The following is a 24,316-nucleotide window of genomic DNA, read 5'->3' as shown; positions in this document are numbered from 1 at the left end:
GGTCCTTATTTCAATGAATATGGAGTGGCATGGTTAAAATCAACGGTTGAATTATTGCTGTCCTGCAAGAAAGGTTTTCCGTTGTCCAATACACCTAATGGTTTTCTAATGACCGCTTTTCCATATCTTTCATCAGTTTTATCACCTGCGTAAGTCCATCCCATGTCTAATATTTCAGAAGTCACCAACCATTCAAAACCTGTTTTTTGAGAAACATTGACCGCATCTAGGATATAGCTGTTTGGGATTTTATAGGAATCATTTTTGATCACAGCGCCATTTACGGCTACATAACTAAAGTTATAAGCGTTTTCAGTTTTGAATTTTTCTGCATCCATTCCTTCAGGGAATCTACCCATCACATAGGATTTATTACCCTGCACGGTCATCAATAAATTCCCTGCAACATTGGTTGCATTTGGCACTTGCGGATTATCGATATTGATGTTTTTGATGAGTTCAATTTCAAAATTTGCCTTACTCAAATCGAAGGAATTAGGATTTGCTTCAGTATGGTTTATTGCATTATTTGCGATGATAATATCTTCGCCTGGCGCTACAGGGTATTGTTTTCCTGTTCCGGGCAGCAAAATGATTTCTGAAGATGTGAAAGCATCTTTCATGACATCAGGGGTATAGACTCTTTTTGTAGTGGTCAAAAACTGGGATTGAGCAAGGAACAGTCCATCAGCATACAATGTATCATTTGAATTATTATGGACAATAAAATACTTGTCACCATTATATACTTTTCCTTCAGGTGTCAGGTTTCCTGTGAAGAAGATTTCTTTGAACACGAAATTTGCTGTTGGATCTGACAGGAAAGTTTGCAGTGTAATATTTGTTGTTTCGGAGTTTACTACAATATTGGATTTGCGAGCTTTCAGTTCCATTTTTTTGTCGGCGCCATTAACTTTTATGGTGATTTCTCCATTTAAAGTTGCTGTATATGTGCCGTAAGTTAGATTTGCTTTAGCGGTGTCTGCTCCTGTTCCTAGTGTTGAGGAAGTAATAACTTCGGAGTTTATCTCTTGTAATTGGATATTGACATTGCTGATGCTGTATTCGCCCACTAATTTTGAATTGTCTAATTCAATAAAGACATTGGAGCGAGATTCCAAAAATTCATCTTTCATACATGAACTCAAGGAAAACAGCATTAGTCCAAAGCAAAGCCATTTAAAAAGGGATGTATTTTTCATTGTTATCTATATTTTATATTTTAATATTTAATTCCATACCGAAATAGGGGTTATCTTCCGCATTATTTCTTCTGATAAAATAGTGTCCATGTTGAGTATAATTAGGTTTGTAAATAAAAAGCCTATTTACGAACATGGCTATTCTGATTTTTTCCTTGATAACTTTTGTTGCTTTCACATTGACCAGTAGATCGATGGGTTGTGTGAATTTATAATAAGTATAAGGATCCGTTTTAAGGTCAAAATTCCTAAGAATTGGATCATACCGGTCAGCTTCTTTATACTCATGATAATTTTGGTCAATATCATAATAACCAATTGGCAAATCGTCTCTAAACAATCTTTGGGATGAATTATACCATAAGCTTTGTACAGAAACAGATAGATTAAAACCTAATTTCGGTAGGTAAGAATCCGCCGTCAGATTGGTGTTGAATGATTCATAAGTACCCCCTGAACTTCCATTTCTATAAGAAGCAATGTATTGTCTCACTTTTCCGTCGGTCACTAAATTTTGATCTATTACGGAATATACGGGTTGAATATTTCTATTATTTATTTTCAACCATGCTCCATTGATTGTAAATCTGGTATTGATTCCTTTTATCCGTCTTGAGGTAAATTGATATTCAATACCATTTTTTTCTGTTAGACTACCATTCTCATTTTTTGTATAACTATGGTATTGGGCTTGATTTTCTCCGGTAAAATCTTCGATAGAAGGTTTTGCAGTTATCGTTGATGGGTCTACAGAATTAACGTCATATTTTGTAAATGCAATTGGATTGAACAGGGTGACATCTCTGAATCCATTGTTCATTTTCTCATTAAAATAGTTGATGGAAAATGTATTTCCTTCGAGATCAAACTGTGTTCCTACTTCCCATTTAAAATTTTTTGCAGGCTTTAAATTAAAGTTTGTTGGGTCATATATGTTAGTCATTCCCCATGCTAGCCTGTGTTCAGGATTATTTGGGTAAAAAGAAAGTTCTGTAATATCGTTATAATGCAATGCAGGGTATAATAGATTCTGGTTTGGCATCAAAGTTTGAATTCCATAGCCTGCGAATATATTTGACTTTAGATTTTTTCCGAATAGGCTAGTTTGGGGTAAATGAAGCTTAGCATTATATCTTGGCTCAAGGTATATTTTGCCATCGATATGATATCTGTTATCTAAATTTAGTAGTGTGAATGCTCTAATACCCAGATTATTTTCAAACAACACCTTGCCAAAGTTGATAAAGAATCTATCTTCAGCAAATAATGCCAAATTGCTCATAGCAGGAATCTTGCTAAAATCGCGCGGTCTTGCTGTAATGGTCATGTTCAATGGTTTATTTAAATCATATTGCTGACCTTTTCCCAAGTTTTTGGCATAGGAATATTCTATTCCTCCTTTTATTTGATGCTTTACTAATGCTTTCACATTCCAATTGCTGACTGCTTTTAGGTTGACGTCAAGTGGTCGGCTATCAATTTGCATATTCGTAACATACTTTGAAGACAGAAAGGACATTTCATGACTACCTGCAATCAAAGAGTTCATTAACACATTAACAGCAAGTGGCTGCACTAACTTGTCTACATCGATTTGATTGGACGAATGATTGACATTCACTGAAAATGTAGCATTACGGAACGCTCCTTTAGGATTAGAGGAGAATATTTTCACACTATTGCCCACGGTAATTCTTTGTACCGAATTATTATAACGATCTGTTAAAGCATAATCATTATCTGGGTCAAATCTTTCATTGTCAATAGTGGTATTGAAATCTACATTATGACTCCAAATTAATCGATATCGGTTTAAGTTCCAGAATTTTTCACCACGAATGGAAGCGTTAATACGTTTGTAACCATTAAAGATATCTGATACTTTTTTGAGTGAGTTGAGATAGCCCGCATCAAAATTAAGTTTGTACTGATTTAAGTCAAACCCTTTTCCTAAGTTGAACAACTTGCTGTATCCGTCGGATTTAAATCTTGCTGACCAAGGTTCATATCCATTTATTCTTTCGATCAACACTACCCCACTGGTTAGATTTCCATATTCAACAGATGGAATACCACGTATAATTTCTACACTTTGAATGTTATCGGTTGCGATTGTTCGCATATCCACTCCAATATTTGATGTGTTTCTATTATTATTAGGCACACCAATTCCAAATCCTTGGGTAGGGTCGATCATGGACTGTGAGTTCAGACTCATTCCATCCACCGAGAACATTGTTCCTAAAGAATTTGTTGAATAACCAGACATTGAAGCATTGGTTGGGGTTCTCAAATTGATTCCCCTCACCTGATCTAAAGCGTGAGTTCCAGTTCTACCACCTGGCAATAACTCCAGTATATCAGCAATACTTGATGGTTGCAGGTGCTGCATGGCATCTCTGGTGATTATGGAGCTGGTACTGATATTTTTGGATTCCTTTGCCGTGACATGGACTTCATCAATGTTTATTTCATCTTGACTGAAAACAATCTGCGTTTCTCTATCGCTTTCTATTCGGAAGGTTCTAGAAATCGGATTTAGTCCTACATGAGAAAATTGAAGTTGATAAGTTCCTTTCGGGAGGTTTGATATGACAAATAATCCCCGTTCATCAGAAAAGGTATTAAAGCTTATGTTATCTTTTACTTCGATAGAAACATTAGCCATAGGTTCGCCCTTACTGTCTTTGATAGAACCAGATAATGTATAAACCTGAGCAAGGCTGCAAAGGGGAAATAATACAGAAAACAATAATATGTAGATGTTTCTTAACAAAGGACAATTAAGACTAATTCTAAACTACGCAAAATAACGCAAAAAATATTATTTAACGAAATGATGATTTTTTTTGAGTAATTAGGAAAAAAGGAGGGATTCCGAGCCTATTATCTATTGTATGTCTACTGTCTATTGTCTTATGTCTTATGTCTATCTCACATCTCAAATCTTCTTTCTAATCATTTTCCTTTTCCAGTTTTTGCAGGAGTTTTTCTACTTCGGCTTCGGAAGCTGTTAGTTTCGCTTTACAGATTGTCAGCAGTTCAGATGCTCTATTGATTTTTTCGGTTAGTTCGTCGACTGCAATTTCACCATCTTCAATATCAGCAACGATGTTTTGTAGTTCTTCGAAAGCATCTTTATAGGTATATTTATTTTCCATTTTGTTCTTCTTTTTGTATAACTTTTGAAATCAGTTTACCGTCTTCGAGCTGGATTACTAATTGGGATCCTACTTCTACCTGGTCTAATTTATGGACGGATTTTCCATCTATTCTTACAATACTGAATCCTCTTTTGAGGATATGAATTGGGTTTACAATTCCTAGTATACGCTCAATATGTTGTAATTGCGATTGATTTTCTTTAATTTTTTGTCTACTATGGCGGATCAGGTGATTTTGTAGGTTATTGATTAGGGACTTGTCTTTGAGCAACCTTGTTTTACTGTTCCAAGAGATTGCTGAGATGATATGCTTTAATTTTGCGCTTTCATCATCAAATGTTCTACGTACTGCTCTTACAATCCTTTCTTGGGCTTGATCGACTGGAATTGCGAAATTATGGAATTTCTGCAACAGGAAATCTGCCAATTCACTTGGAGTAATTGCATTTTTGTAAGCGACCATTTCGCTGACCGTCTCATTAGTTGAGTGTCCAATACCCGTTAAAACAGGGATAGGGAAAATTGCTATCGCCTTGGATAAAAAGTAATTATTATATGAACTCAGTCCTACGTCACCCCCACCACCTCGAATTATGGCAACGGTATCAAAATTCTCCAATCTATCTGCAATTACTTCCAATTGCTTGATTATAGAACTGATGGATTTATCACCTTGTAATAGTGCTGGAAAGAGGGTATATTCTATTTTGTATCCCCAGGGGTTACCATCTATAATTTTAAAGAAGTCAGACAGTCCTTTACTTGTTTCAACTGAAATTATTGCTAGCCTTTTTGGAATCAACGGAAAAGGCAATCTTCTGTTGGCATCAAATATTCCTTCCTCTTGGAGATTTTTGATGCTTTCCTTTTTTTCCTTTTCCAACTCACCCAAAACGAATGTGGGATCAATGTCAACGATTTTCAGGCTGAAGCCATATAAAGGGTCATAGGATATCCCTGCCTGAAAGAGCATGGTGATACCTTCGCGCAGTGGTTCTCCTAAAACCTCTTTAAATTGCTTGTTTATGCGCTGATAGTCCATTTTCCAAAGGATGGAGCGCATTTCAGCCACGACCTTACCTTCTTTTTTTTCTAATAATTCGGGATAACAATGACCGGAGTGGGAATAATGGTTGAGTTTATTCATTTCTGCTTTTATCCAATAAAGGCTTTTATATCGGTCTGCAATCGTCTTTTGAATGCTTCTCGACACCTCCAATAAGGTAAATACAGTTTTGTTATCCACTAATTCTGGCATAAACCAAATATACAGAATTATTACACGCTTGCCATGCGTGTTTGTGCGTTTTATTTGTACATTTACATTAAGAAACCCTTAAACAATTATGATTCGTTTTCTCAATCTACTAGGTATTTTTCTAGCTATTGGCTTATCTTATGCGCAGGCACAGTACAAACAAGTCATTCAAAATGAAACTGTACTATTAAACAACAACCGCAATATTATTCCATTCACTAGATTAGATGCTCGTAGAATCGCTGTAATTACCTCCGACAGTGTAAAATATGCTCCTTTTATTCAGCAGTTACAACGTTATGCTGAGGTCAAGAATTTTGGATTTGAGCAATACGATGAACATACCAAGTATTATAATACCATTATTGTTGCCGGTACTGTTGAGGAACTCAGACCTGATCATTTAGCGATGGTATTACAATCTGCTGTCAACCGAAAAGATGTGATTCTCTGTAAATTCGGCAATGATATAAATTACGTTAATATTGGCTTATCAGCTGCAAATTTAGGGAGATTTGCGAGTATTTTGACCTCTCCAGATTTAAACGAGGAGGCACAAGCCAATGCTGCTATGTCTATTTTCGGTGGTTTAGGCATTACTTCTGGTTCTAACAAGACTACACAGACACGATTGCAATATACGAAAGGGAAACAATCAGGGCTTGATATTGGGAAAATGACCAATCAAATTGACGCAATTGCCAAAGATGCTATTGAACAACTTGCTGCTCCAGGTATGATGGTCATGGCCATTAAGGACGGACAGGTAATTTTTGAAAAGGCATACGGTAGCCACACCTATGATAAAAAACAAGCCAATAGCATTTATGACATCTACGATCTTGCTTCAATCAGCAAGATAGCTGGGACGACGCCTGTTGTCATGCATCTGCAGGAAAATAATATCATCCACCTAGACAGTACGATGGGTCATTATCTATGGCAAGCAAAAAACAGCAACAAAGCCAATATCACTTTAAGGACAGTTTTGTTGCATGAGGCGGGATTTACTCCATTTATTCCTTTTTATAAGAATTTAAAACCTGGAGATCTCCAAACAACAGCCTCAGCAACCCATCAGGTAAAGGTTGCTGACAATGCCTATCTGAAAAACAATTATTATAGGGATGTAATGTGGCCAGAGATGTTGAATTCAACAGTGAAGCCTATCGGCAACTATGTATATTCAGACATCAGTATGTATGTTATGAAGGAGGTTTCAGAACATGAGACATCTACTCCTATGCAAGATTATGTTCAGGAAATTCTGTATCAGCCTATTGGGATGAAAACTGCGGGCTACTTACCTAGGGACCGTTTCAATAAAAATCAAATAGTTCCTACTCAACAAGACACCGCCTTTAGAAAAGTATTATTGCAGGGTTATGTCCATGATGAAGGTGCTGCTATGGCTGGTGGAGTTGCAGGACATGCTGGACTATTTGCCTCGGCCAATGATTTGGCTATTTATGGTCAGTTATTGTTGAATAGAGGTGAATATGGTGGTGTTCGATATTTCAGACCTGAGACAATCGATTTATTTACATCAAAACAATCTAAAACAAGTCGCCGTGGCTTGGGATTTGACAGATTTGATCCCAAAAAAGGTGCTGATTACCCTTCGAAACTAGCGAATTCATCTGTATATGGACATACTGGGTATACAGGAACATGTATATGGGTAGATCCTAGCAATCAATTTATCTATATATTCCTTTCCAACAGAGTCCATCCGCAAGTATCCACCAAAATCTACGACTTGAATGTCAGGAGCAGGATTCAAGACGTTATTTATGAGACTATCTTTAACGCTAAATAATGAAAAAGCTACTCATACTTTCATTCCTATTAGGAGGAATTGCTTTAAAAAGCATGGCTCAAACCGATTATAAAAAGATCCATGAGGATTTGATCGTTGTAGATGGTCATAATGATGTTATTATAACGAGCATTCTTCCTGGGAAAGACATCAGCAAGCGGTTAAAAAGCGATCATACAGATCTACCTAGATTGAAAGAAGGAGGAGTGGATGTTCAAGTATTTGCTGTTTGGTCGGATGATAAGAAGTGGAAAAAGAATGCATTTAAACATGCCAACGATCAGATTGACGCATTGGAAAAGGTCATTTCCAAGAATCCCGAGAAAATTGAGCTGGCCAAGAATTCCTCGGATATTCAAAGGATTATTGAAGTTGGTAAGATAGCTGCTTTAATTGGTATTGAAGGTGGAAATATGATCGAGGGCAGTGAAGCCAACTTAGAAGCCTTGTATAATCGTGGGGCTAGATACCTGACCTTGACTTGGAACTATAACCTTCCGTGGGTCACTGCGGCTGCTGAGGAGGTTAAGACAAAAGGAAGCAAAGGGAAAGGGCTGACAGAGCAAGGGAAAAATATTATCCGTAAGATGAATGAATTGGGCATGATGGTAGACCTTTCACATGCTGGCGAGCAAACTTTCTATGATGTGTTGAGCATAACGACGAAACCAGTTTTGCTATCCCATAGCAATGCTGCGGCTTTGACTCCACACTATCGCAACCTCAAGGATGCTCAGTTGGAAGCCTTGAAGAAGAATGGAGGGGTTATAGGCGTCAATTTTTATTCAGAATTTTTGGATTCCAAATACGTAAAGCGGGTTCGAGACCTATATTTTAAATCTCATAAAAAAGACAGCGTCAACAGGAAATATTCTATTGGAAAAATGTATTCCGCTCTTTCCGCAAAGCAGAAACACTTGGCAAATGCCCCTTTTGAGAAAGTTTTGGAACATATTGATTATTTAGTTAAAAAAGTTGGGATAGACCATGTTGCTATTGGTTCTGATTTCGATGGTATCGAGTCTCCACCTCAAGGGTTGGAAGATGTTTCTAAGTTTCCGGTATTGACCAAAGCGTTGCTGGAAAGAGGATATAGTGAAGAAGATGTAGCCAAAATAATGGGGCAGAATTTCTTGAGGCTTTTAAGGGAGAATGAGGGGGAATAGACAGTAGGCGATGCCGGATATGAGATGTGAGATTTGAGATTTGAGATAGTGGAAAGCGATCATTTTTCCTGCCATGGTTGGTGTCCCCACCAACCATCAATTGCGGATACGGCTATTTAAAAAAGTCGCGGCGGCCCAAAAAACTATAATAGTTACAACCCACTGGGGTTGGCTCGGCGAATTTAAACAAACATGCCACACCTACGGCGTTGGTTAATGAGGCGATATTCATGCTATAGATATTACATGCCTACGGCATTTAAGATATATTTCATGCCTATGGCACTTAACCCCGATGGGGTTTTTGAGAAGTATTGCCTTGTTCTCGCCGTGGCAGGTGTCCCCACCTGCCACTGAAAATATGTCAATTGCCTTATTTTTTTTTACTTAATGACATTGCCCGATAGGGTTTTTGGGGTGTATGGTCTTGTTCTGCCGTGGTTGGTGTCCACACCCGCCTCGGCTTGCTGTAAAAATAAAAAAGGTCAGGATTTCCTCCTGACCTTTCTCGAAACTATGCAATTTCTAATGTCTTATGTCTAGTGTCTATTGTCTATTGTCTATCTAGAATACCTAAATTGTTGTTTATCCATCATTCCCATTTGAGCTTTCATCATTTTGATTTGCTCTTCAAGGAGTTTGTTTTTATCAGCTTTTTTAGCTTCTGCCAGGAGTTTTTCAGCTTCGCGTTTATTACGTTTTGCCATTGCGATTCCTGCAAGGGATAATTTCGCCAAAGCGACATTATGGTCCATATGTAGACCCATGGTTAGGGCTTTTTTGAAATATTTTTCTGATTGTAACGGTGCTCTTTGGGATTCGATCAATCCTAACAGCATATGGTAATAACCGTGCTGTGCATTGATTAATTCTTTTTCGTAGTTTTTGATTTTGTTCAACCATACTTCGGCTTTATCCATACGTTCTTTACGGAGGAACCATTGTGCGATCAACATTTTCTCGTTGAAGAAAACGGTCACCCAAGCCAAAATCGTAATCAGGATTGCTAAAATCCCCCAGCCCCATTGTCCAATCCAGAACAAAGCAACTGTTCCGATTACCAATAAACTACAAATTATAATGCGAACTATATTTGACATAATTATGCTTAATACTGTAAGTTTGCAAATATCCGTTAAATTGCTGTAGTATACAACTTGTTTACAGCAAAATAATGTAAAATTTTATCAAAAGCTATGTCAGAACGTTTCGATTCATCTTGGGATTCTATTATAAAACCATTATTTCAGACTTCAAAACTACAGGAGCTCTCAGAATTTGTGAGGAACGAGCGGAGTTTACATCAGGTTTTTCCGTCGGCAGACTTGGTTTTCAATGCTTTTCGGCTGACTCCGTTGAACAACCTGAAGGTTGTAATTTTGGGTCAGGATCCTTATCATAATGATGGTCAGGCGCATGGTCTATCGTTTTCTGTTCCTGCTGGGATTGCAATTCCACCAAGCTTGAGAAATATTTATACTGAATTGGTTACGGATATCCCGGGGTTCAAATACCCTAATCATGGTAATCTTAGCAAATGGGCAGAACAAGGTGTCTTATTGCTGAACGCCACGCTTACTGTTAGGGCACATGAAGCTGGTTCTCACCAAAAGAAAGGTTGGGAATTTTTTACCGATGAGATTATAAAATCCATTTCAGACCAAGCAGAAAATGTTGTTTTCTTACTTTGGGGAAGTTATGCAATCAAGAAATCGGCTCTGATAGACAGCAAAAAGCATCTTATTTTAACGGCAGTCCATCCTTCACCCCTATCCGTGTATCGTGGGTTTTTCGGCTGTGCTCATTTCTCGAAAGCAAACGAATATTTGAGATATCATAATAAACTGCCGATTGACTGGCAGGTATAGTGTAATCTAAGCGTACCGCTCGATTAAGTTTTTATACTTGTAATCTTCAGTTGATAAGATTTCGATGTGATTGATCTTTATCTTCTGGTCATTTTGGATGATATGAGTAAACATCATATGGCTATCGTATGTTATTTCCCAATCTGCATGAAAATCTATTGGCTGAACAGCTTCACCCAACACTACATACTCGAGATTTCCCTGTGTTGAATAACGACTGATTTCAATGTGGTTGTCAGGTCTTTCGTTAAGGTAATACCAAGCTCCATCACCTACACCGCCTAAGTATTTAGCATGCTTAGGGACAGATATTGGTTTAGACCCAAAGTTTACTGCACCGATTATAATATCATTAGGCAGCAGACTAGCTTTATTCCTGAATACGTTATCACCCAATTGTTTAACCAGGAAAAAGAATGATTTCCATCGGTTCATTTTGAAGGTTTTCAATCCTTCTTGTGGGGTATAGCTACTGACCATTCTGCTATTGCATACGTTAACAATATTGCTGATGGGGCTTGCTTTAATTGTTTCCGGAAAGTTAATTCCATGCCAATAGTGATACTTCGGCGAGGATTTCATCAACATTCTTGTAATAAATCGGGAGCAATTATTGTTGTTTTTTGCTACTGCACCATAAGGGAATGTTCCTTCTTGTACACATTGGTCGCCATATTCTTTTGCGATATCAAAGTTTATGTTTTTTGCTATGCTGAAGAACAATCTACCTTCACCATACATTGCAGACTTCAATGTTTCAAAGTGCTTGACGATTTCTTCGATATTTTGGATTTCGGAATTTTCGATTTTTGCTTTGACTTTAATTTCGAGCATGGGGTCTGAGTCTTTTGACCTTGCTCTGCCGTATCCTCTGGGAGTAATATATCTTCCAAAGTCATAAAAGAACATTTCTCCGTTTCGGTGATTTACCAAAACGACTCCGGTGTGACCTACCTTAAAGTTCAGGTTTTTGACAATACCGATTTTTTTGAAAAACATCATCCATTTTTCATCTCCACGTATGGTGGCATCTGGCCATGTCAATATGATTGCAGAATCTTGATATGACATTCTAAAAAGATTAATACTCTAGCGGTACAATTGGTTCCTTTTTACTTGTTGACATAATCATCATCGTCTGGAAAGTTTTGACAAAAGGTATTTTTGAGATTTTTTCCATGATTACGGCTTCATATGCCTTAATATCTTTGACATATACTTTCAACATAAAGTCGCAGTTTCCCGTTACGTGATGACATTCCGTAACTTCCGGTATTGCACGTACAGCTTCGACAAATTCTGGGATTGCGTTATGCGTATGAAAGTCTAGTGAGATTTGTATAAAAGATTTAATTCCCAGTCCTAATTTTTCTTCATCTACAAAAGCGTGATAACTTTTGATGAAACCAGAATTTTCGAGCTTGCGGACGCGTTCCAAAGTGGGAGCGGGCGATAGTCCAATATTGGTCGCCAATTGCAAATTCGTGATACGTCCGTTTTCCTGAAGCAACTTCAAGATTTTTAAGTCCGTTTTATCTGGTTGGTAAGACATAGGCATTTAAATAAAATTAAAGAACGATAAATATACAAAATTTTATTTGGTTTAATGCAAAATGTATTTCCAATTTGTTGGCGGGGTATTATATAGTTACAATTGATTTTAAGAAACATTATCAATTGATTTTATTTATATCAATCATTCTATTGTCATAATATAACGATTCTAAATAGCTTGAAATGCGAGAGAAATGACTTTTATCATTTTTTTTATGATATGGGGTGTAAGAAGAACACAAAACAGGCTATTTTATGCTTTTTTAGTCGTAACTTTGCAATTCAAAACTAGTGGGCGCTTACCCATTTTTAAAGTGAAAGAGATATGAGCACCAAAGACGACGATTTATTAAAAGAGTTAGAGCTCGAAGAATATAAGTACGGTTTTACGACCGACATCGAGATGGAAATTGCGCCAAAAGGGCTTAACGAAGATACTATCCGATTGATTTCTCAGAAGAAAAACGAGCCGGAATGGTTATTGGAGTGGCGTTTGAAGGCCTATCAACATTTCTTGAAGATGAGCATGCCTACATGGCAGAACTTCAAGAACCCAGAAGTTGATTTTCAAGATTTATCTTACTATGCAGCTCCGAAGCCAAAGAAGCAATTGGAGAGTTTAGACGAGGTTGATCCGGAGTTATTGTCAACTTTTGAAAAGTTAGGCATTCCATTGGATGAGCAAAAGATTCTTGCGGGTGTAGTAGCTGTTGATGCAGTATTTGATTCCGTATCGGTTAAAACTACCTTTAGGGAAAAGCTGAAAGAACAAGGAGTAATTTTCTGTTCGTTTGGCGAGGCTGTTCAAGAGCATCCAGAATTAGTTAAACAATATTTAGGAACTGTTGTTCCCCAAACAGATAACATCTATGCGGCATTGAATTCTGCGGTATTTTCAGATGGTTCATTTGTTTATATTCCAAAGGGTGTTCGTTGCCCGATGGAACTATCGACCTATTTTCGTATCAATGCTCAGAATACGGGTCAGTTTGAGCGCACCTTGATCATTGCGGATGACGATTCATATGTTTCATACTTAGAGGGCTGTACAGCTCCAATGCGTGATGAGAACCAATTGCATGCTGCGGTTGTTGAATTAATTGCTATGCGCAATGCAGAGATTAAGTATTCGACTGTTCAGAACTGGTATCCTGGTGACAAAGACGGAAAAGGCGGTATCTACAACTTTGTGACGAAACGTGGTATCTGTAAAGGGGACCATTCTAAAATTTCATGGACTCAGGTTGAAACAGGTTCTGCTATTACATGGAAGTATCCAGGCGTTATCCTTAAGGGTGACCATTCCGTAGGTGAGTTCTATTCAGTTGCAATGACTAGGAACAAGCAATTAGCAGATACAGGAACAAAAATGATTCACTTAGGAAAGAATACTCGTTCGAAGATTATTTCTAAAGGTATCTCTGCTGGACACAGTCACAATAGTTACAGAGGATTGGTGAGAATTGGTCCTAACGCGGACAATTCAAGAAACTTCACACAATGTGACAGTTTATTGATTGGAGACCGCTGTGGAGCCCACACATTCCCATATATCGAGAGCAAGAACAAAACTGCTACTCTAGAGCACGAAGCGACCACATCAAAAATCGGCGAGGATCAAGTTTTCTATTTAAATCAACGTGGTATTGATTCGGAGAAAGCTGTTGGTCTTATCGTGAATGGTTATGCTAAAGAAGTATTGAATCAATTACCAATGGAATTTGCCGTTGAGGCACAGAAATTATTAGCGATCTCCTTAGAAGGGTCGGTAGGATAGAAATAAGATAGAATATGTTAAGCATTAAGAATTTGCATGCGTCGATTGACGACAAACAAATATTAAAGGGACTGAATTTAGAAGTTAAAGCCGGAGAAGTTCATGCGATCATGGGCCCTAACGGTGCTGGAAAGAGCACTTTAGGAAATGTTTTGGCCGGACGTGACTCTTACGAAGTTACTGAAGGGGAAGCTTTTCTAGATGGTGTTGATCTATTGGAATTATCACCAGAGGATCGTGCTCGTGAGGGATTGTTCTTAGCATTTCAATATCCTGTTGAAATCCCTGGGGTCTCTAACATCAACTTCTTGAAGACTGCGGTCAACGATATCCGTGAATATAAGGGATTGCCACCGATGGAAGCAAAAGACTTCTTGAAGATGGTTAAGGAAAAGCAACAATTGGTTGAGTTTTCAGCAAACTTGGCTAACCGTTCTTTGAACGAAGGATTCTCAGGAGGCGAGAAAAAACGTAATGAGATTTTCCAATTGGCGATGTTAAATCCAAAATTATCGATTTTGGATGAAACAGATTCAGGTTTGGACATCGATGCATTAAGGATTGTAGCTAATGGTGTAAACCAATTGCGTTCCAAAGACAATGCATTTATCGTCATTACACACTACCAACGTTTGTTGGATTATATCGTCCCAGATTTTGTACACGTATTGCACAATGGTCGCATTGTAAAATCGGGCACAAAAGAATTGGCATTAGAATTAGAAGAAAAAGGTTACGACTGGTTAAAAGAATTAGATACGCAAAACGCCTAATCAGTTGTATTAAGAAACGAGGTAATGAGCGGATTGACAACAAATAACATGAGTACACTAGTAGCAAACTCCTTATTCCAACAGTTGACATCAACATTTCAGGAATTGGAAACAAGCAATGATACGTCTGCGGTTAAGGCTCTTCGCGAGGAGGCTTTCACACGCTTTCATGATCTTGGTTTTCCAACAGTGAAGAATGAGGATTGGAAATATACGAATATCCATGGATTGGTAAACAGAAACTACTTATTAAATGAGGATGTTGATGTTTCAGATTTAGATCTTAGTGCAGCAGATATCCCAGGATTAGATGCTCACCGCATCGTGTTGATCAATGGTCAATATGTATTGGCTTTTTCATCTCTTGAGGATGAGATAGGTTTGATTGTTAAACCTATTGAAGAGGCACAACATGAACCGAAGTTCCAACAGCATTTTGCAAAACATGCTGACAAAACTGAAAGCACAACGGTTGCACTGAACACGGCATTCCATACTTCAGGGATTTTCTTGCAAGTAAACAGGAATAAAGTAGTTAGCAAGCCTATTCAGATCGTGCATGTGGCAACTGGAAATCAAGATTTCTTTGCCCAAACGCGTAATTTGTATATCCTTGAGCAAAATGCAGAAGCAGAGATCATCGAATCTTTTATCACCTTGGATGGTGCCGCTTTCAACTTGAACAACAAGGTTACTGAGATTGTGGTTGAAGAGAATGCGAAATTGCAACATTATTACTTGCAATTAGCATCCAATAATAGTCACTATATCAACCATACTGAAGTTTATCAAACGAAGCACAGTTTATACAACAACTACAATTGTAATTTCCCAGGTGTTGCATTTGTTCGCAATGATTTAAATGTACGCTTGGATGCTGAAGAAGTTGAGTCCCATCTTTATGGCATCAATTTATTGGCAGACAAACAATTTGTGGACAACCATACGGTCGTAGATCACATGAAACCACATTGTGAATCTTATGAATGGTACAAGAACATTCCGCAAGACGAATCTACTGCAGTATTTAACGGTAAGATTTTCGTTCGCGAGGATGCTCAAAAAACAAATGCATTTCAACAAAACAACAATATGTTGATTGGTGATAAATCAACCATCTATACTAAGCCGCAGTTAGAGATTTTTGCTGACGACGTTAAATGTTCACATGGATGTACCATGGGTCAATTTGACAACGATGCATTGTTCTATCTTCGTGCTCGTGGTATCGGTGAAGAAAGTGCACGCATTTTATTGGTGCACGCTTTTGCTTTCGATGTGACTTCGAGGTTCTCTGACGAAAATGTTAGAAACTATGTGGAGGAATTGGTAGCGAAAGGATTAGAAAGAAAATAATAGTAGTGTAGTTTTAGTATAAAAGCGTTTTGGCGAAAGTTAAAACGCTTTTTTTATTTAATGCATTTGGATTTCAAGTAATTGGATTATATTTGCTTTATGAGCACTTACCAATATACAGCATTAATCAAGAGCCCCTTGCTCTATTGAGTTAGCTTTAAGCATTCAAAACTCAAAGATGTTCAGTCGAATATTTGGCTGTCTGTATTTTTAATCATTCAATATTTATTTCATGGAAAAGAACCATTGGTTTAAGACCTATATTTATATATGGATAGGGCAATTTGTCTCTTTGATAAGTAGCTCAGCCGTAAACTTTGCGGTTATTATTTGGTTAAGTTTAGAATTCAAGTCTGCTGAGGTTCTGGCGGTTGCAGCTATTGCTGCATTACTGCCTCAAGCTATTATTGGTCCATTTGCTGGAGTATATATCGATCGATGGGACAAGAAGAAGGTTATGATTTATGCGGATGCCTTTATCGCGACTTGTACATTGTTAATGACCTTCGCCTTGCGTGATGGTCAAGTACAATTAAATTTGATGTATCTATTGATGGCTTGTCGTTCAATAGGTTCAGCATTCCACCAACCTGCTCTTCAGGCAGTAGCTCCATTGATTGTTCCACAAGACCAATTGCTTCGGGTATCAGGGGTCAATCAGATCTTACATTCAGTAAGTGCTATTGCAGGTCCTGCATTAGGTGCTTTGGCTATTGCTGCCCTTCCGATACACCAGGTATTATATCTAGATATAATAGGCGCTGCCTTTGCTATTGTTAGTTTGATGTTTATCAGTATTCCTTATATTAAACCTGAGAGCTTGGCAACTATAAGGCAGGTATGGCGAGATTTGAAATTAGGATTTCTGGCAATTCATCAAAACAAAGGGTTGAATAGGATGTTCCTTTACTCTATCCTAGCAATGATGGGTGTATTACCAGTCGCCATTATGTTTCCTTTAATGACCATAGGTCACTTTGGTGGAGACAAGTTAGAAATGAGCATTATCGAAGTAGTCTGGGGTGTTGGAATGCTAGTTGGAGGATCGGCATTAAGTGCATTCAAGGTGTCTTTCCGAAAAATTCTCCTGATCAATGTTATGCACATTGTTCTTGGATTGACCTTCGTTTTATCAGGAATTCTACCACCAGCATCATTTATTCTTTTTGTTGTTTTGACGGGTTTTGGTGGGGCTTCCATGTCGATATTCAATGCCGTCTTCATGACTATTATACAAGAAGAAATTGCAGCAGATATGTTGGGTAGAGTATTCTCATTATATTTTAGTTTTGCAATTATTCCAAGTTTGATCGGTTTATTGTTTGCTGGAAATATTGCGGATCATATCGGAGTAGCTAATGCATTTATTATCGCAGGACTGTTGTGTATTGTTTTAGGTGTAGTTTCATTTATGACGCCGAGTTTAATGAAGTTGGGCTTGAAAGAACAAGTTCTAATGGATGAGGAGAATTAAGCTCTTACAACCTCGATTTCAGGGTTAATCTTCAGTAATTCTTCTACAAATTCATTGTTATCAGGTGGTGAAATATAAATCTCATCGTATTTATTATATCTAACAATAATTCCATGCCTTGCAAATGCAGGTTTCATTCCTACATACATGGTTTTACCCACCTCTAGTTTATTGATATTTTTAATCTTTATTTTACCGAAAAAAATAAAGCTACTATACCTTAAATATTGGCCATCAATTTTATAAGATGTTGTGAAGTAAATGATTAACAAAAGAACTGTTATTCCACCAAGCAATGAGAACATTACCATAAGCCATTCTTTGGCTGTTGCATCGCTAAAAATGAGCATGACCAAAAATACTGGGATAAGTATTCCGTAAGCAAAAAAGAAATTATAGTTGTCCCATCTAGACTTATAATTTGGCATATTCTAAAATAAAAAAAGCTTCCAATATTTGGAAGCTTTTTTTTTGAGCGAAAGACGAGATTCGAACTCGCGACCCCAACCTTGGCAAGGTTGTGCTCTACCAACTGAGCTACTTTCGCTTGAAAGTGGTACAAAAATACAATAATACTTGCTTCCTGTCAATATCAAGGGTGATATTTTTGCAAATATTTACAATCTTATAGAGTTGCTTTGATCGCATCTACACAATTCATACCGTCTATTGCTGCCGAAACTATCCCTCCAGCATAACCTGCTCCTTCTGCACATGGATATAAACCAGTCACTTGCGGGTGTTGCAGAGTCTCCTTATCTCTTGGAATCCGAACAGGGGATGATGTCCTCGATTCTACCCCGACTAAGATAGCTTCATTGCTATAATATCCTTTCATCTTCTTTCCAAATACAGGCAAAGCACCTTGCAGTGCCGAATACACGAATTTTGGCAAAACTTCTCTCAAGTCTACAGAACGGGTTCCAGGCTTATAAGAATTCTCGGGTAAGTCTATCGACACTCTGTTATTGACAAAATCTTCCATTCTTTGTGCTGGAGCAACTAAGTTACCTCCGCCAAGTTCAAATGCCTTCTGTTCTATCTGTCTTTGAAATTCCAACAATGCGAAAGGATCTTGGTCAGCACCTACGACATCTTCAAGATTTATCTGGATCACCGTTCCAGAATTGGCATGAGGATTATTTCTTTTAGATGGAGACCATCCGTTTACTACAATTTCGTTTTGATCTGTTGCGCAAGGTGCAATAATTCCACCGGGACACATACAGAATGAAAAAACTCCTCTTCCATCCACCTGTTCTACCAGGCTATAATAAGCTGGTGGCAAGTTTTCCGGACGGATGCTGCAATGGTATTGTGCTGAGTCAATGACGGATTGAGGGTGTTCAATACGCACTCCCAAGGCAAAGGGTTTTGCTTCCAAAAGCCAGTTCTTGGAGCGGAACAGTTCAAATATATCTCTAGCAGAATGTCCTGTAGCGACTATTACATGATCAGCATTAATAATACCTGCGTTTTCAGTCCTTACACCTTGCACTTTACCAAATTGTTCGATAATATCGATCACCTTACAATCAAAATGGACTTCACCCCCCATTTCAATTATTCTTTCACGGATACTTTCGATGATATGTGGTAATTTATTAGTTCCGATATGCGGTCTCGCGTCGACCAATATATCTTCAGTAGCACCATGTTCGACGAATATGGAAAGTACCTGCTGCACATCACCCCGTTTATTTGAACGGGTATATAGTTTACCATCCGAATATGTTCCAGCTCCCCCTTCACCAAAGCAATAATTAGATTCAGGATTGACAAATCCTTCTCGATTGATTTTTGCCAGGTCTCTTCTTCTATCCTGTACTTTTTTCCCCCTTTCGATCACGATAGGTTTTAAACCTACTTCTAGGCATCTGTAAGCTGCAAACAAGCCTGCAGGGCCGGCCCCTATTATGATAACAGGTTTTGCATCCTTTACATTTTTAAGTTTCGTATGGTAATGGGGAGCTTGAACAGGCTCATCGATAAAAAAGACCACTCTCATTCTAAACAAGACCTGCTTTCCACGAGCGTCAATTGATCGTTTCCTGATGTGGAACCCGTTGATTCTATTGGGATGTACTCTAAGTTTTTTAGATCCTTCAGCAAGGATACGTTTTTCGTCCTGTACAAAGTCGGGACTTAAGGCGATTTCAATTTCTTTTTGCATAATGATGTTGGGGTTTTATCCCAAAAAGCAATGCAAAGATACCAAAAACTGACAGAATTTCGTTTTTTGCGTGTATTGGTATGTCATTTGATATTGCTTTTTTGTGAAAACAAATTCTTACTTTTAAATATTACTTGTTAAAACATTACACATGAAAAGATTATTAATCGTATTTGTAGGTTTATTGACTGCCCTTTCATTCAGTTCTTGTGGGTACAATACCATGGTATCGAAGGATGAAAATGTAAAAGGAAAATGGGCGCAGGTTGAAAATGCTTACCAACGTAGGGCGGACTTGATCCCTAACTTAGTGAACACTGTTAAAGGAGCTGCACAGCATGAACAAGGGACTTTGACAGCAGTAACTGAGGCTCGTGCAAAAGCGACTTCTGTACAAGTAGATCCAAACAACTTGAGTGAAGAGGCAATTGCAAACTTCCAACAGTCGCAAGATGGTCTATCACAAGCTATCGGTCGTTTATTGGTTAGTGTAGAAGACTACCCGGATTTGAAAGCTAATTCAAACTTTCAGGAGTTACAAGCACAGTTAGAGGGTACTGAGAACCGCATTTCGGTTGAGCGCAGAGCTTACAATGAGGCTGTTCAGGACTACAACACTACTGTCCGTAGCTTCCCTAACAATATTATGGCTGGAATCTTTGGATTTAAGGCTAAAGGTACGTTCAAAGCTGCTGAAGGTTCTGATAAAGCACCGACAGTTCAGTTTTAATGCATTTTTATTGTTGTTAATATAACGTAAAGATGAATGTTGGGGGCTTTCACTTCTGCATTCATCTTTTCTATTTAGATACCCATGGAGATATTCAATCAAGAAGAACAAGAGCAAGTAGTTCATGCGATAAGCCTTGCTGAGAACCGCACTTCAGGCGAAATCCGGTTGGTGGTTGAGCGTAGGGTACATAATATGGACGCTATTGATCAAGCAAAATACTATTTCGAAAAGCTGAAGATGCATGAGACCACACAAAGAAATGGTGTTCTTATTTATCTTGCCACAGATGACCATCAGTTTGCCATCATCGGCGACACGGGAATCAACAATAAGGTTCCAGAGGATTTTTGGGAATCAACCAAGGAGTTAATGCTTGGTTATTTTAAAAAGGGAGATTTTGCTGAGGGCCTAATTGAAGGCATCCAAAAAGCAGGTGATCAATTAGCCACCTATTTCCCTAGGAGAGCGGACGATGTGAATGAACTTCCGAATGATATTTATTTCGGTAAATCTTAAATTTTTATGCAGAAAGCATCACTAACTGTGAAATTTTCAACTAAAATATTCCTCAGTTTCTTTGTAGGATTATTGTTTCATTTTCAAACCTATGCGCAGGATTTTCCACCTGTTGCGACGTCCTTGGTAACAGACTATACGAACACGTTATCTTCTGGACAGAAGCAACAATTGGAGAATAAGCTGTTGGCATTTGAAGACTCTACCACGATTCAGATTGCAGTAGTGGTCATGAATAGCACTGGAGATTATGATATTGCGGACTATGGCGACCGATTAGCCCAGAAGTGGGGTGTTGGGAATAAAAAATATGAGAACGGTATTTTATTTTTAGTAGCGTTGGGGGATCGTGCTGTTACTATCCGTACTGGATATGGTCTTGAAGGTGCCGTTCCTGATGCCATTGCTTATAGGATAATAGAGAATGAAGTAAAACCAGCCTTTCGACAGGGAGACTATTTCAAAGGGATTGACGATGGCACAAGTGCCATTATTTCTTACACAAAAGGGGAATATAAGGCAGATCCTAAGGATAGCTATTCTACCGAAGGCGGTGGAGGAGTTCCTATTATATTCATTATTATCGTTATTATCATTGTTATATCACTGATTTCGAAATCCGGAGGTGGCGGTAAGAACGGCGGTGGTCGTGTTATGGGCGGTCGAGGTTCTTCAGATTTATTCTGGTGGACCTTATTGAACTCATTGGGCGGTGGCCGTGGTGGAGATAACGGTGGTGGTGGCTTTGGCGGCGGATTCGGTGGAGGCGGCGGTGGCGGCTTTGGCGGATTTGGCGGCGGAGGTTTCGGTGGCGGTGGTGCTAGCGGAAGATGGTAATTGGAACGATATATGTATGAAACTATTATAAAAAAAGCGATATGAAAAAAACAATGTTAGCTGTATTGGCAGCGGTCCCATCATTGCTATTTGCGCAAGAGGATTTCTCCATAAAGGGAACTTTGAAAAATGTGGATGCGCCAGCGAAAGTGTATTTGATGTATGTAGACGGCGGGCAGCGCCATATTGATTCTGCTAACGTTGAAAAAGGACAATTTACCTACAATGGTATTGTTGCCGAACCAACACAAGCACAATTGATATTATCTGCCGATGGAAAATCACTTCGCGAACTTAGCAACCCTGATATGACTATGCTTTATTTAGCAAAGGGAGTTATCAATGTGAATGGTGAGACATTAGCTGCGGCGGAAGTCACAGGAAATGAAATCAACAAAGATTTTGCAAAATATAAAACCTCTATCAAGGGTGTTACGGATCAATTTGCCGCTTTAAACAAGGAGTTTCAAGCAGCAAGCCCGGAACAACAACAAGATGAAGCATTTGTAGGTGGACTGCAAGCAAAAGCGCAAGGACTATTTGACCAACAAAAGAAAATCAATGAGGAATATGTGAAAGCAAACCCAAATAGCTATGTTACTTTGGGCTTGTTGGAAGAAATGGTAAGCGCTGAGAATGTAAATGACGTAGTTGTTCCAACCTATGATAAATTATCTGGAGCATTGAAAAACACGACTAAGGGAAAAGCTTTGGCAGCCAAGATCGATAAACTTAAAAAAGTTGCAATCGGTTCAGTTGCACCTGAAATTGCGTTGCCTGATACTTCGGGAAATGTTGTTAAGCTATCCTCTTTACGTGGAAAATATGTGCTGATTGATTTTTGGGCAAGTTGGTGTGGACCTTGTAGACATGAAAACCCTACAGTAGTAGCTGCTTTCAACAAATTCAAGGATAAAAATTTCACTGTATTTGGGGTTTCATTGGACCGCGAGTCAGGCAAAGCAGATTGGTTGCAAGCGATTAAAGATGACAACCTTACTGGTTGGCCACAAGTGTCGGATTTAAAATTCTGGCAATCTGAAGTTGTTGATCTTTATGGTATCGAAGGAATTCCACAAAACTTCCTATTAGATCCAGAAGGAAAAATCATCGCGACTAACCTTCGTGGACCCGCATTAGAAGCAAAATTAGCGGAAGTAATCAAATAGATTACCGATAAAAAAAAGCGAGCCTAGAAGAATCTAGGCTCGCTTTTTTTTATGAATTAAGTAGCCGTTTAGCCAAATAATATTCTGAATATATCCTCTAATGTTGCCACTGGTCTGACCAATATCTGATATCTTTTAATATCTAATCCTTTGGTGTTGTATTTCGAAATAAAAATCTGTTCGAACCCTAATTTTTCTGCTTCTTGAATTCTTTGTTCAATTCTATTTACAGCTCTTATTTCCCCGGAGAGGCCTACTTCACCGGCAAATGTAATATTAGATTCCAAAGCTATATCTTGTTGCGAAGAGATGATTGCAGCAATAACGGCGAGGTCAATTGCTGGGTCTTCGACTCTCAATCCACCTGCAATATTCAAGAATACATCCTGTGCACTCAATCTGAATCCGAATCTTTTTTCCAGGACTGCCAGCAACATGTTCAATCTCTTTGTATCAAAACCTGTAGAGCTTCGCTGTGGCGTTCCATACGCTGAATTTGAGACCAATGCCTGCACTTCAATCATTAAGGGCCTCATACCCTCTAACATGGCCGCTACAGCAATTCCACTGACCTGCTCTTCTCTTTGGGAAAGCATAATTTCTGAAGGATTGGAAACTTCTCTTAATCCAGAACCCTGCATTTCATAAATTCCTAATTCCGAGGATGATCCAAATCTGTTTTTTACTGCTCGTAAAATACGGTATACATGGTTCCGATCTCCTTCAAACTGCAAAACCGTATCCACCATATGTTCCAATACTTTTGGTCCGGCGATAGATCCGTCCTTGGTGATATGGCCGACTATAAATACCGGTGTATTTGTTTCTTTTGCGAAGCGCAACAATTCAGCGGTACATTCTCTGACCTGGGAAACCGAGCCGGGTGCTGATTCAATCTGTGCCGAGTGCAGCGTTTGGATAGAATCAATGACAACGACATTGGGTTCCACTTGGTCAATCTGTTTAAAGATATTCTGCATTGACGTTTCCGTCAATATATAGCAATTAGCATTTGAGTTTTGTGACAACCGTTCGGCCCTCATTTTTATTTGCTGTTCGCTTTCCTCGCCTGAGATATAAAGTGTTTTGACTTTCGGAATTGATAATGCAAGTTGTAACATTAGAGTTGATTTACCGATTCCGGGTTCCCCTCCGATCAGGACCAACGATCCAGGTACAATTCCTCCTCCCAGTACGCGATTGAATTCTTTGTCTGGAGCATGGATTCTTTGTTCTTCAGAATATACGATTTCATGTATTACTGCAGCTTTGTTTGCTCTTTTCTGTACACCTGGGGTTGAGGTTGTGCTTCTCCATTCAGGCACTCTGCTGGATGCCTTTTCCACAACTTCCTCTACGAAAGTATTCCACTGTTTACATGAAGGACATTGACCTAGCCATTTAGGAGATTCATATCCACAGGATTGACAGAAATATGCTGATTTTGATTTTGCCATTGAGCGAATTTAAAAAAATG

21 protein-coding genes and 1 tRNA gene are annotated in these 24,316 nt (G+C 38.5%); 11 read left to right on the top strand and 11 right to left on the bottom strand.

Annotated features, from left to right (window positions below; translation table 11 throughout):
- Positions 1–5: 5 nt before the first annotated feature.
- The 4 genes from CRT24_RS00925 to xseA form a co-directional block, all read right to left on the bottom strand.
- Complete coding sequence (locus CRT24_RS00925) at positions 6–1,202, bottom strand: DUF4876 domain-containing protein (protein ID WP_099369377.1); 1,197 nt, start codon at positions 1,200–1,202, stop codon at positions 6–8.
- 13 nt (positions 1,203–1,215) lie between these two features.
- Positions 1,216–3,978 carry a carboxypeptidase-like regulatory domain-containing protein gene (locus CRT24_RS00920; protein WP_144034472.1) on the bottom strand — a complete coding sequence of 921 codons (2,763 nt, stop codon included), beginning with the start codon at positions 3,976–3,978 and terminating at the stop codon, positions 1,216–1,218.
- A 178-nt stretch (positions 3,979–4,156) separates the two neighbouring features.
- Complete coding sequence (gene xseB / locus CRT24_RS00915) at positions 4,157–4,363, bottom strand: exodeoxyribonuclease VII small subunit (protein WP_099369375.1); 207 nt, start codon at positions 4,361–4,363, stop codon at positions 4,157–4,159.
- A complete protein-coding gene (gene xseA / locus CRT24_RS00910; protein WP_099369374.1) occupies positions 4,353–5,624 on the bottom strand; it encodes an exodeoxyribonuclease VII large subunit in 1,272 nt (423 codons plus the stop codon). Before xseA ends, xseB begins: the two co-directional genes overlap by 11 nt.
- An 88-nt stretch (positions 5,625–5,712) precedes the next feature.
- Between xseA and CRT24_RS00905 the strand changes: the two genes are divergently transcribed.
- Together CRT24_RS00905 and CRT24_RS00900 are read left to right on the top strand one after the other, a co-directional pair.
- A complete protein-coding gene (locus CRT24_RS00905) occupies positions 5,713–7,443 on the top strand; it encodes a serine hydrolase (protein ID WP_099369373.1) in 1,731 nt (576 codons plus the stop codon).
- A complete protein-coding gene (locus tag CRT24_RS00900; protein WP_099369372.1) occupies positions 7,443–8,609 on the top strand; it encodes a dipeptidase in 1,167 nt (388 codons plus the stop codon). The genes CRT24_RS00905 and CRT24_RS00900 overlap by 1 nt, the downstream gene beginning before the upstream one ends.
- Positions 8,610–9,169: 560 nt before the next feature.
- Here the strand turns inward: CRT24_RS00900 and CRT24_RS00895 are convergent.
- Entirely contained in the window at positions 9,170–9,709 is a 540-nt protein-coding gene (locus CRT24_RS00895) for a hypothetical protein (protein ID WP_099369371.1), read from the bottom strand.
- Positions 9,710–9,805: 96 nt separating this feature from the next.
- On the opposite strand from CRT24_RS00895, the gene ung reads away from it, so the two are divergent.
- Positions 9,806–10,477 (top strand): uracil-DNA glycosylase, encoded by a 672-nt coding sequence (ung, locus tag CRT24_RS00890; RefSeq protein WP_099369370.1) that lies wholly within the window; start codon positions 9,806–9,808, stop codon positions 10,475–10,477.
- A 6-nt stretch (positions 10,478–10,483) separates the two neighbouring features.
- Here ung and CRT24_RS00885 read toward each other — a convergent pair whose 3' ends face one another.
- Together CRT24_RS00885 and CRT24_RS00880 are read right to left on the bottom strand one after the other, a co-directional pair.
- Complete coding sequence (locus tag CRT24_RS00885; protein WP_099369369.1) at positions 10,484–11,548, bottom strand: DUF6695 family protein; 1,065 nt, start codon at positions 11,546–11,548, stop codon at positions 10,484–10,486.
- 10 nt (positions 11,549–11,558) lie between these two features.
- Positions 11,559–12,029: an Lrp/AsnC family transcriptional regulator gene (locus tag CRT24_RS00880; RefSeq protein ID WP_093101265.1), complete on the bottom strand. Its 471-nt coding sequence runs from the start codon at positions 12,027–12,029 to the stop codon at positions 11,559–11,561.
- 327 nt (positions 12,030–12,356) lie between these two features.
- On the opposite strand from CRT24_RS00880, the gene sufB reads away from it, so the two are divergent.
- The 4 genes from sufB to CRT24_RS00860 all read left to right on the top strand — a co-directional run bounded on the left by sufB (position 12,357) and on the right by CRT24_RS00860 (position 17,411).
- Positions 12,357–13,808 carry a Fe-S cluster assembly protein SufB gene (sufB, locus tag CRT24_RS00875; RefSeq protein ID WP_099369368.1) on the top strand — a complete coding sequence of 484 codons (1,452 nt, stop codon included), beginning with the start codon at positions 12,357–12,359 and terminating at the stop codon, positions 13,806–13,808.
- Positions 13,809–13,822: 14 nt separating this feature from the next.
- Complete coding sequence (gene sufC / locus CRT24_RS00870; protein ID WP_099369367.1) at positions 13,823–14,581, top strand: Fe-S cluster assembly ATPase SufC; 759 nt, start codon at positions 13,823–13,825, stop codon at positions 14,579–14,581.
- Between the two features lie 48 nt (positions 14,582–14,629).
- Entirely contained in the window at positions 14,630–15,937 is a 1,308-nt protein-coding gene (sufD, locus tag CRT24_RS00865) for a Fe-S cluster assembly protein SufD (RefSeq protein ID WP_099369505.1), read from the top strand.
- A gap of 232 nt (positions 15,938–16,169) precedes the next feature.
- On the top strand, positions 16,170–17,411 hold the full coding sequence (locus CRT24_RS00860) for an MFS transporter (protein ID WP_099369366.1): 1,242 nt from the start codon (positions 16,170–16,172) through the stop codon (positions 17,409–17,411).
- Here the strand turns inward: CRT24_RS00860 and CRT24_RS00855 are convergent.
- From CRT24_RS00855 to CRT24_RS00845, 3 genes are all read right to left on the bottom strand, one after another.
- On the bottom strand, positions 17,408–17,839 hold the full coding sequence (locus CRT24_RS00855; protein ID WP_099369365.1) for a PH domain-containing protein: 432 nt from the start codon (positions 17,837–17,839) through the stop codon (positions 17,408–17,410). The genes CRT24_RS00860 and CRT24_RS00855 overlap by 4 nt on opposite strands.
- Positions 17,840–17,885: 46 nt before the next feature.
- Positions 17,886–17,958, bottom strand: a tRNA-Gly gene (locus CRT24_RS00850).
- 78 nt (positions 17,959–18,036) lie between these two features.
- On the bottom strand, positions 18,037–19,584 hold the full coding sequence (locus tag CRT24_RS00845; protein WP_099369364.1) for an NAD(P)/FAD-dependent oxidoreductase: 1,548 nt from the start codon (positions 19,582–19,584) through the stop codon (positions 18,037–18,039).
- Between the two features lie 151 nt (positions 19,585–19,735).
- Between CRT24_RS00845 and CRT24_RS00840 the strand changes: the two genes are divergently transcribed.
- The 4 genes from CRT24_RS00840 to CRT24_RS00825 all read left to right on the top strand — a co-directional run bounded on the left by CRT24_RS00840 (position 19,736) and on the right by CRT24_RS00825 (position 22,839).
- Entirely contained in the window at positions 19,736–20,314 is a 579-nt protein-coding gene (locus tag CRT24_RS00840) for a LemA family protein (RefSeq protein WP_099369363.1), read from the top strand.
- An 84-nt stretch (positions 20,315–20,398) separates the two neighbouring features.
- Positions 20,399–20,833, top strand: a complete 435-nt coding sequence (locus tag CRT24_RS00835) for a TPM domain-containing protein (protein ID WP_099369362.1) — start codon at positions 20,399–20,401, stop codon at positions 20,831–20,833.
- A gap of 6 nt (positions 20,834–20,839) precedes the next feature.
- A complete protein-coding gene (locus CRT24_RS00830) occupies positions 20,840–21,670 on the top strand; it encodes a YgcG family protein (protein ID WP_099369361.1) in 831 nt (276 codons plus the stop codon).
- 41 nt (positions 21,671–21,711) lie between these two features.
- Positions 21,712–22,839 (top strand): TlpA disulfide reductase family protein, encoded by a 1,128-nt coding sequence (locus tag CRT24_RS00825; RefSeq protein WP_099369360.1) that lies wholly within the window; start codon positions 21,712–21,714, stop codon positions 22,837–22,839.
- Positions 22,840–22,907: 68 nt separating this feature from the next.
- Here CRT24_RS00825 and radA read toward each other — a convergent pair whose 3' ends face one another.
- Positions 22,908–24,296, bottom strand: a complete 1,389-nt coding sequence (gene radA, locus CRT24_RS00820) for a DNA repair protein RadA (RefSeq protein WP_099369359.1) — start codon at positions 24,294–24,296, stop codon at positions 22,908–22,910.
- Between the last annotated feature and the right edge of the window lie 20 nt (positions 24,297–24,316).

This window comes from Sphingobacterium sp. 1.A.5, assembly GCF_002734235.1.
Taxonomy (GTDB): domain Bacteria; phylum Bacteroidota; class Bacteroidia; order Sphingobacteriales; family Sphingobacteriaceae; genus Sphingobacterium; species Sphingobacterium daejeonense.
This window is presented reverse-complemented; position numbering and strand designations above follow the sequence as displayed.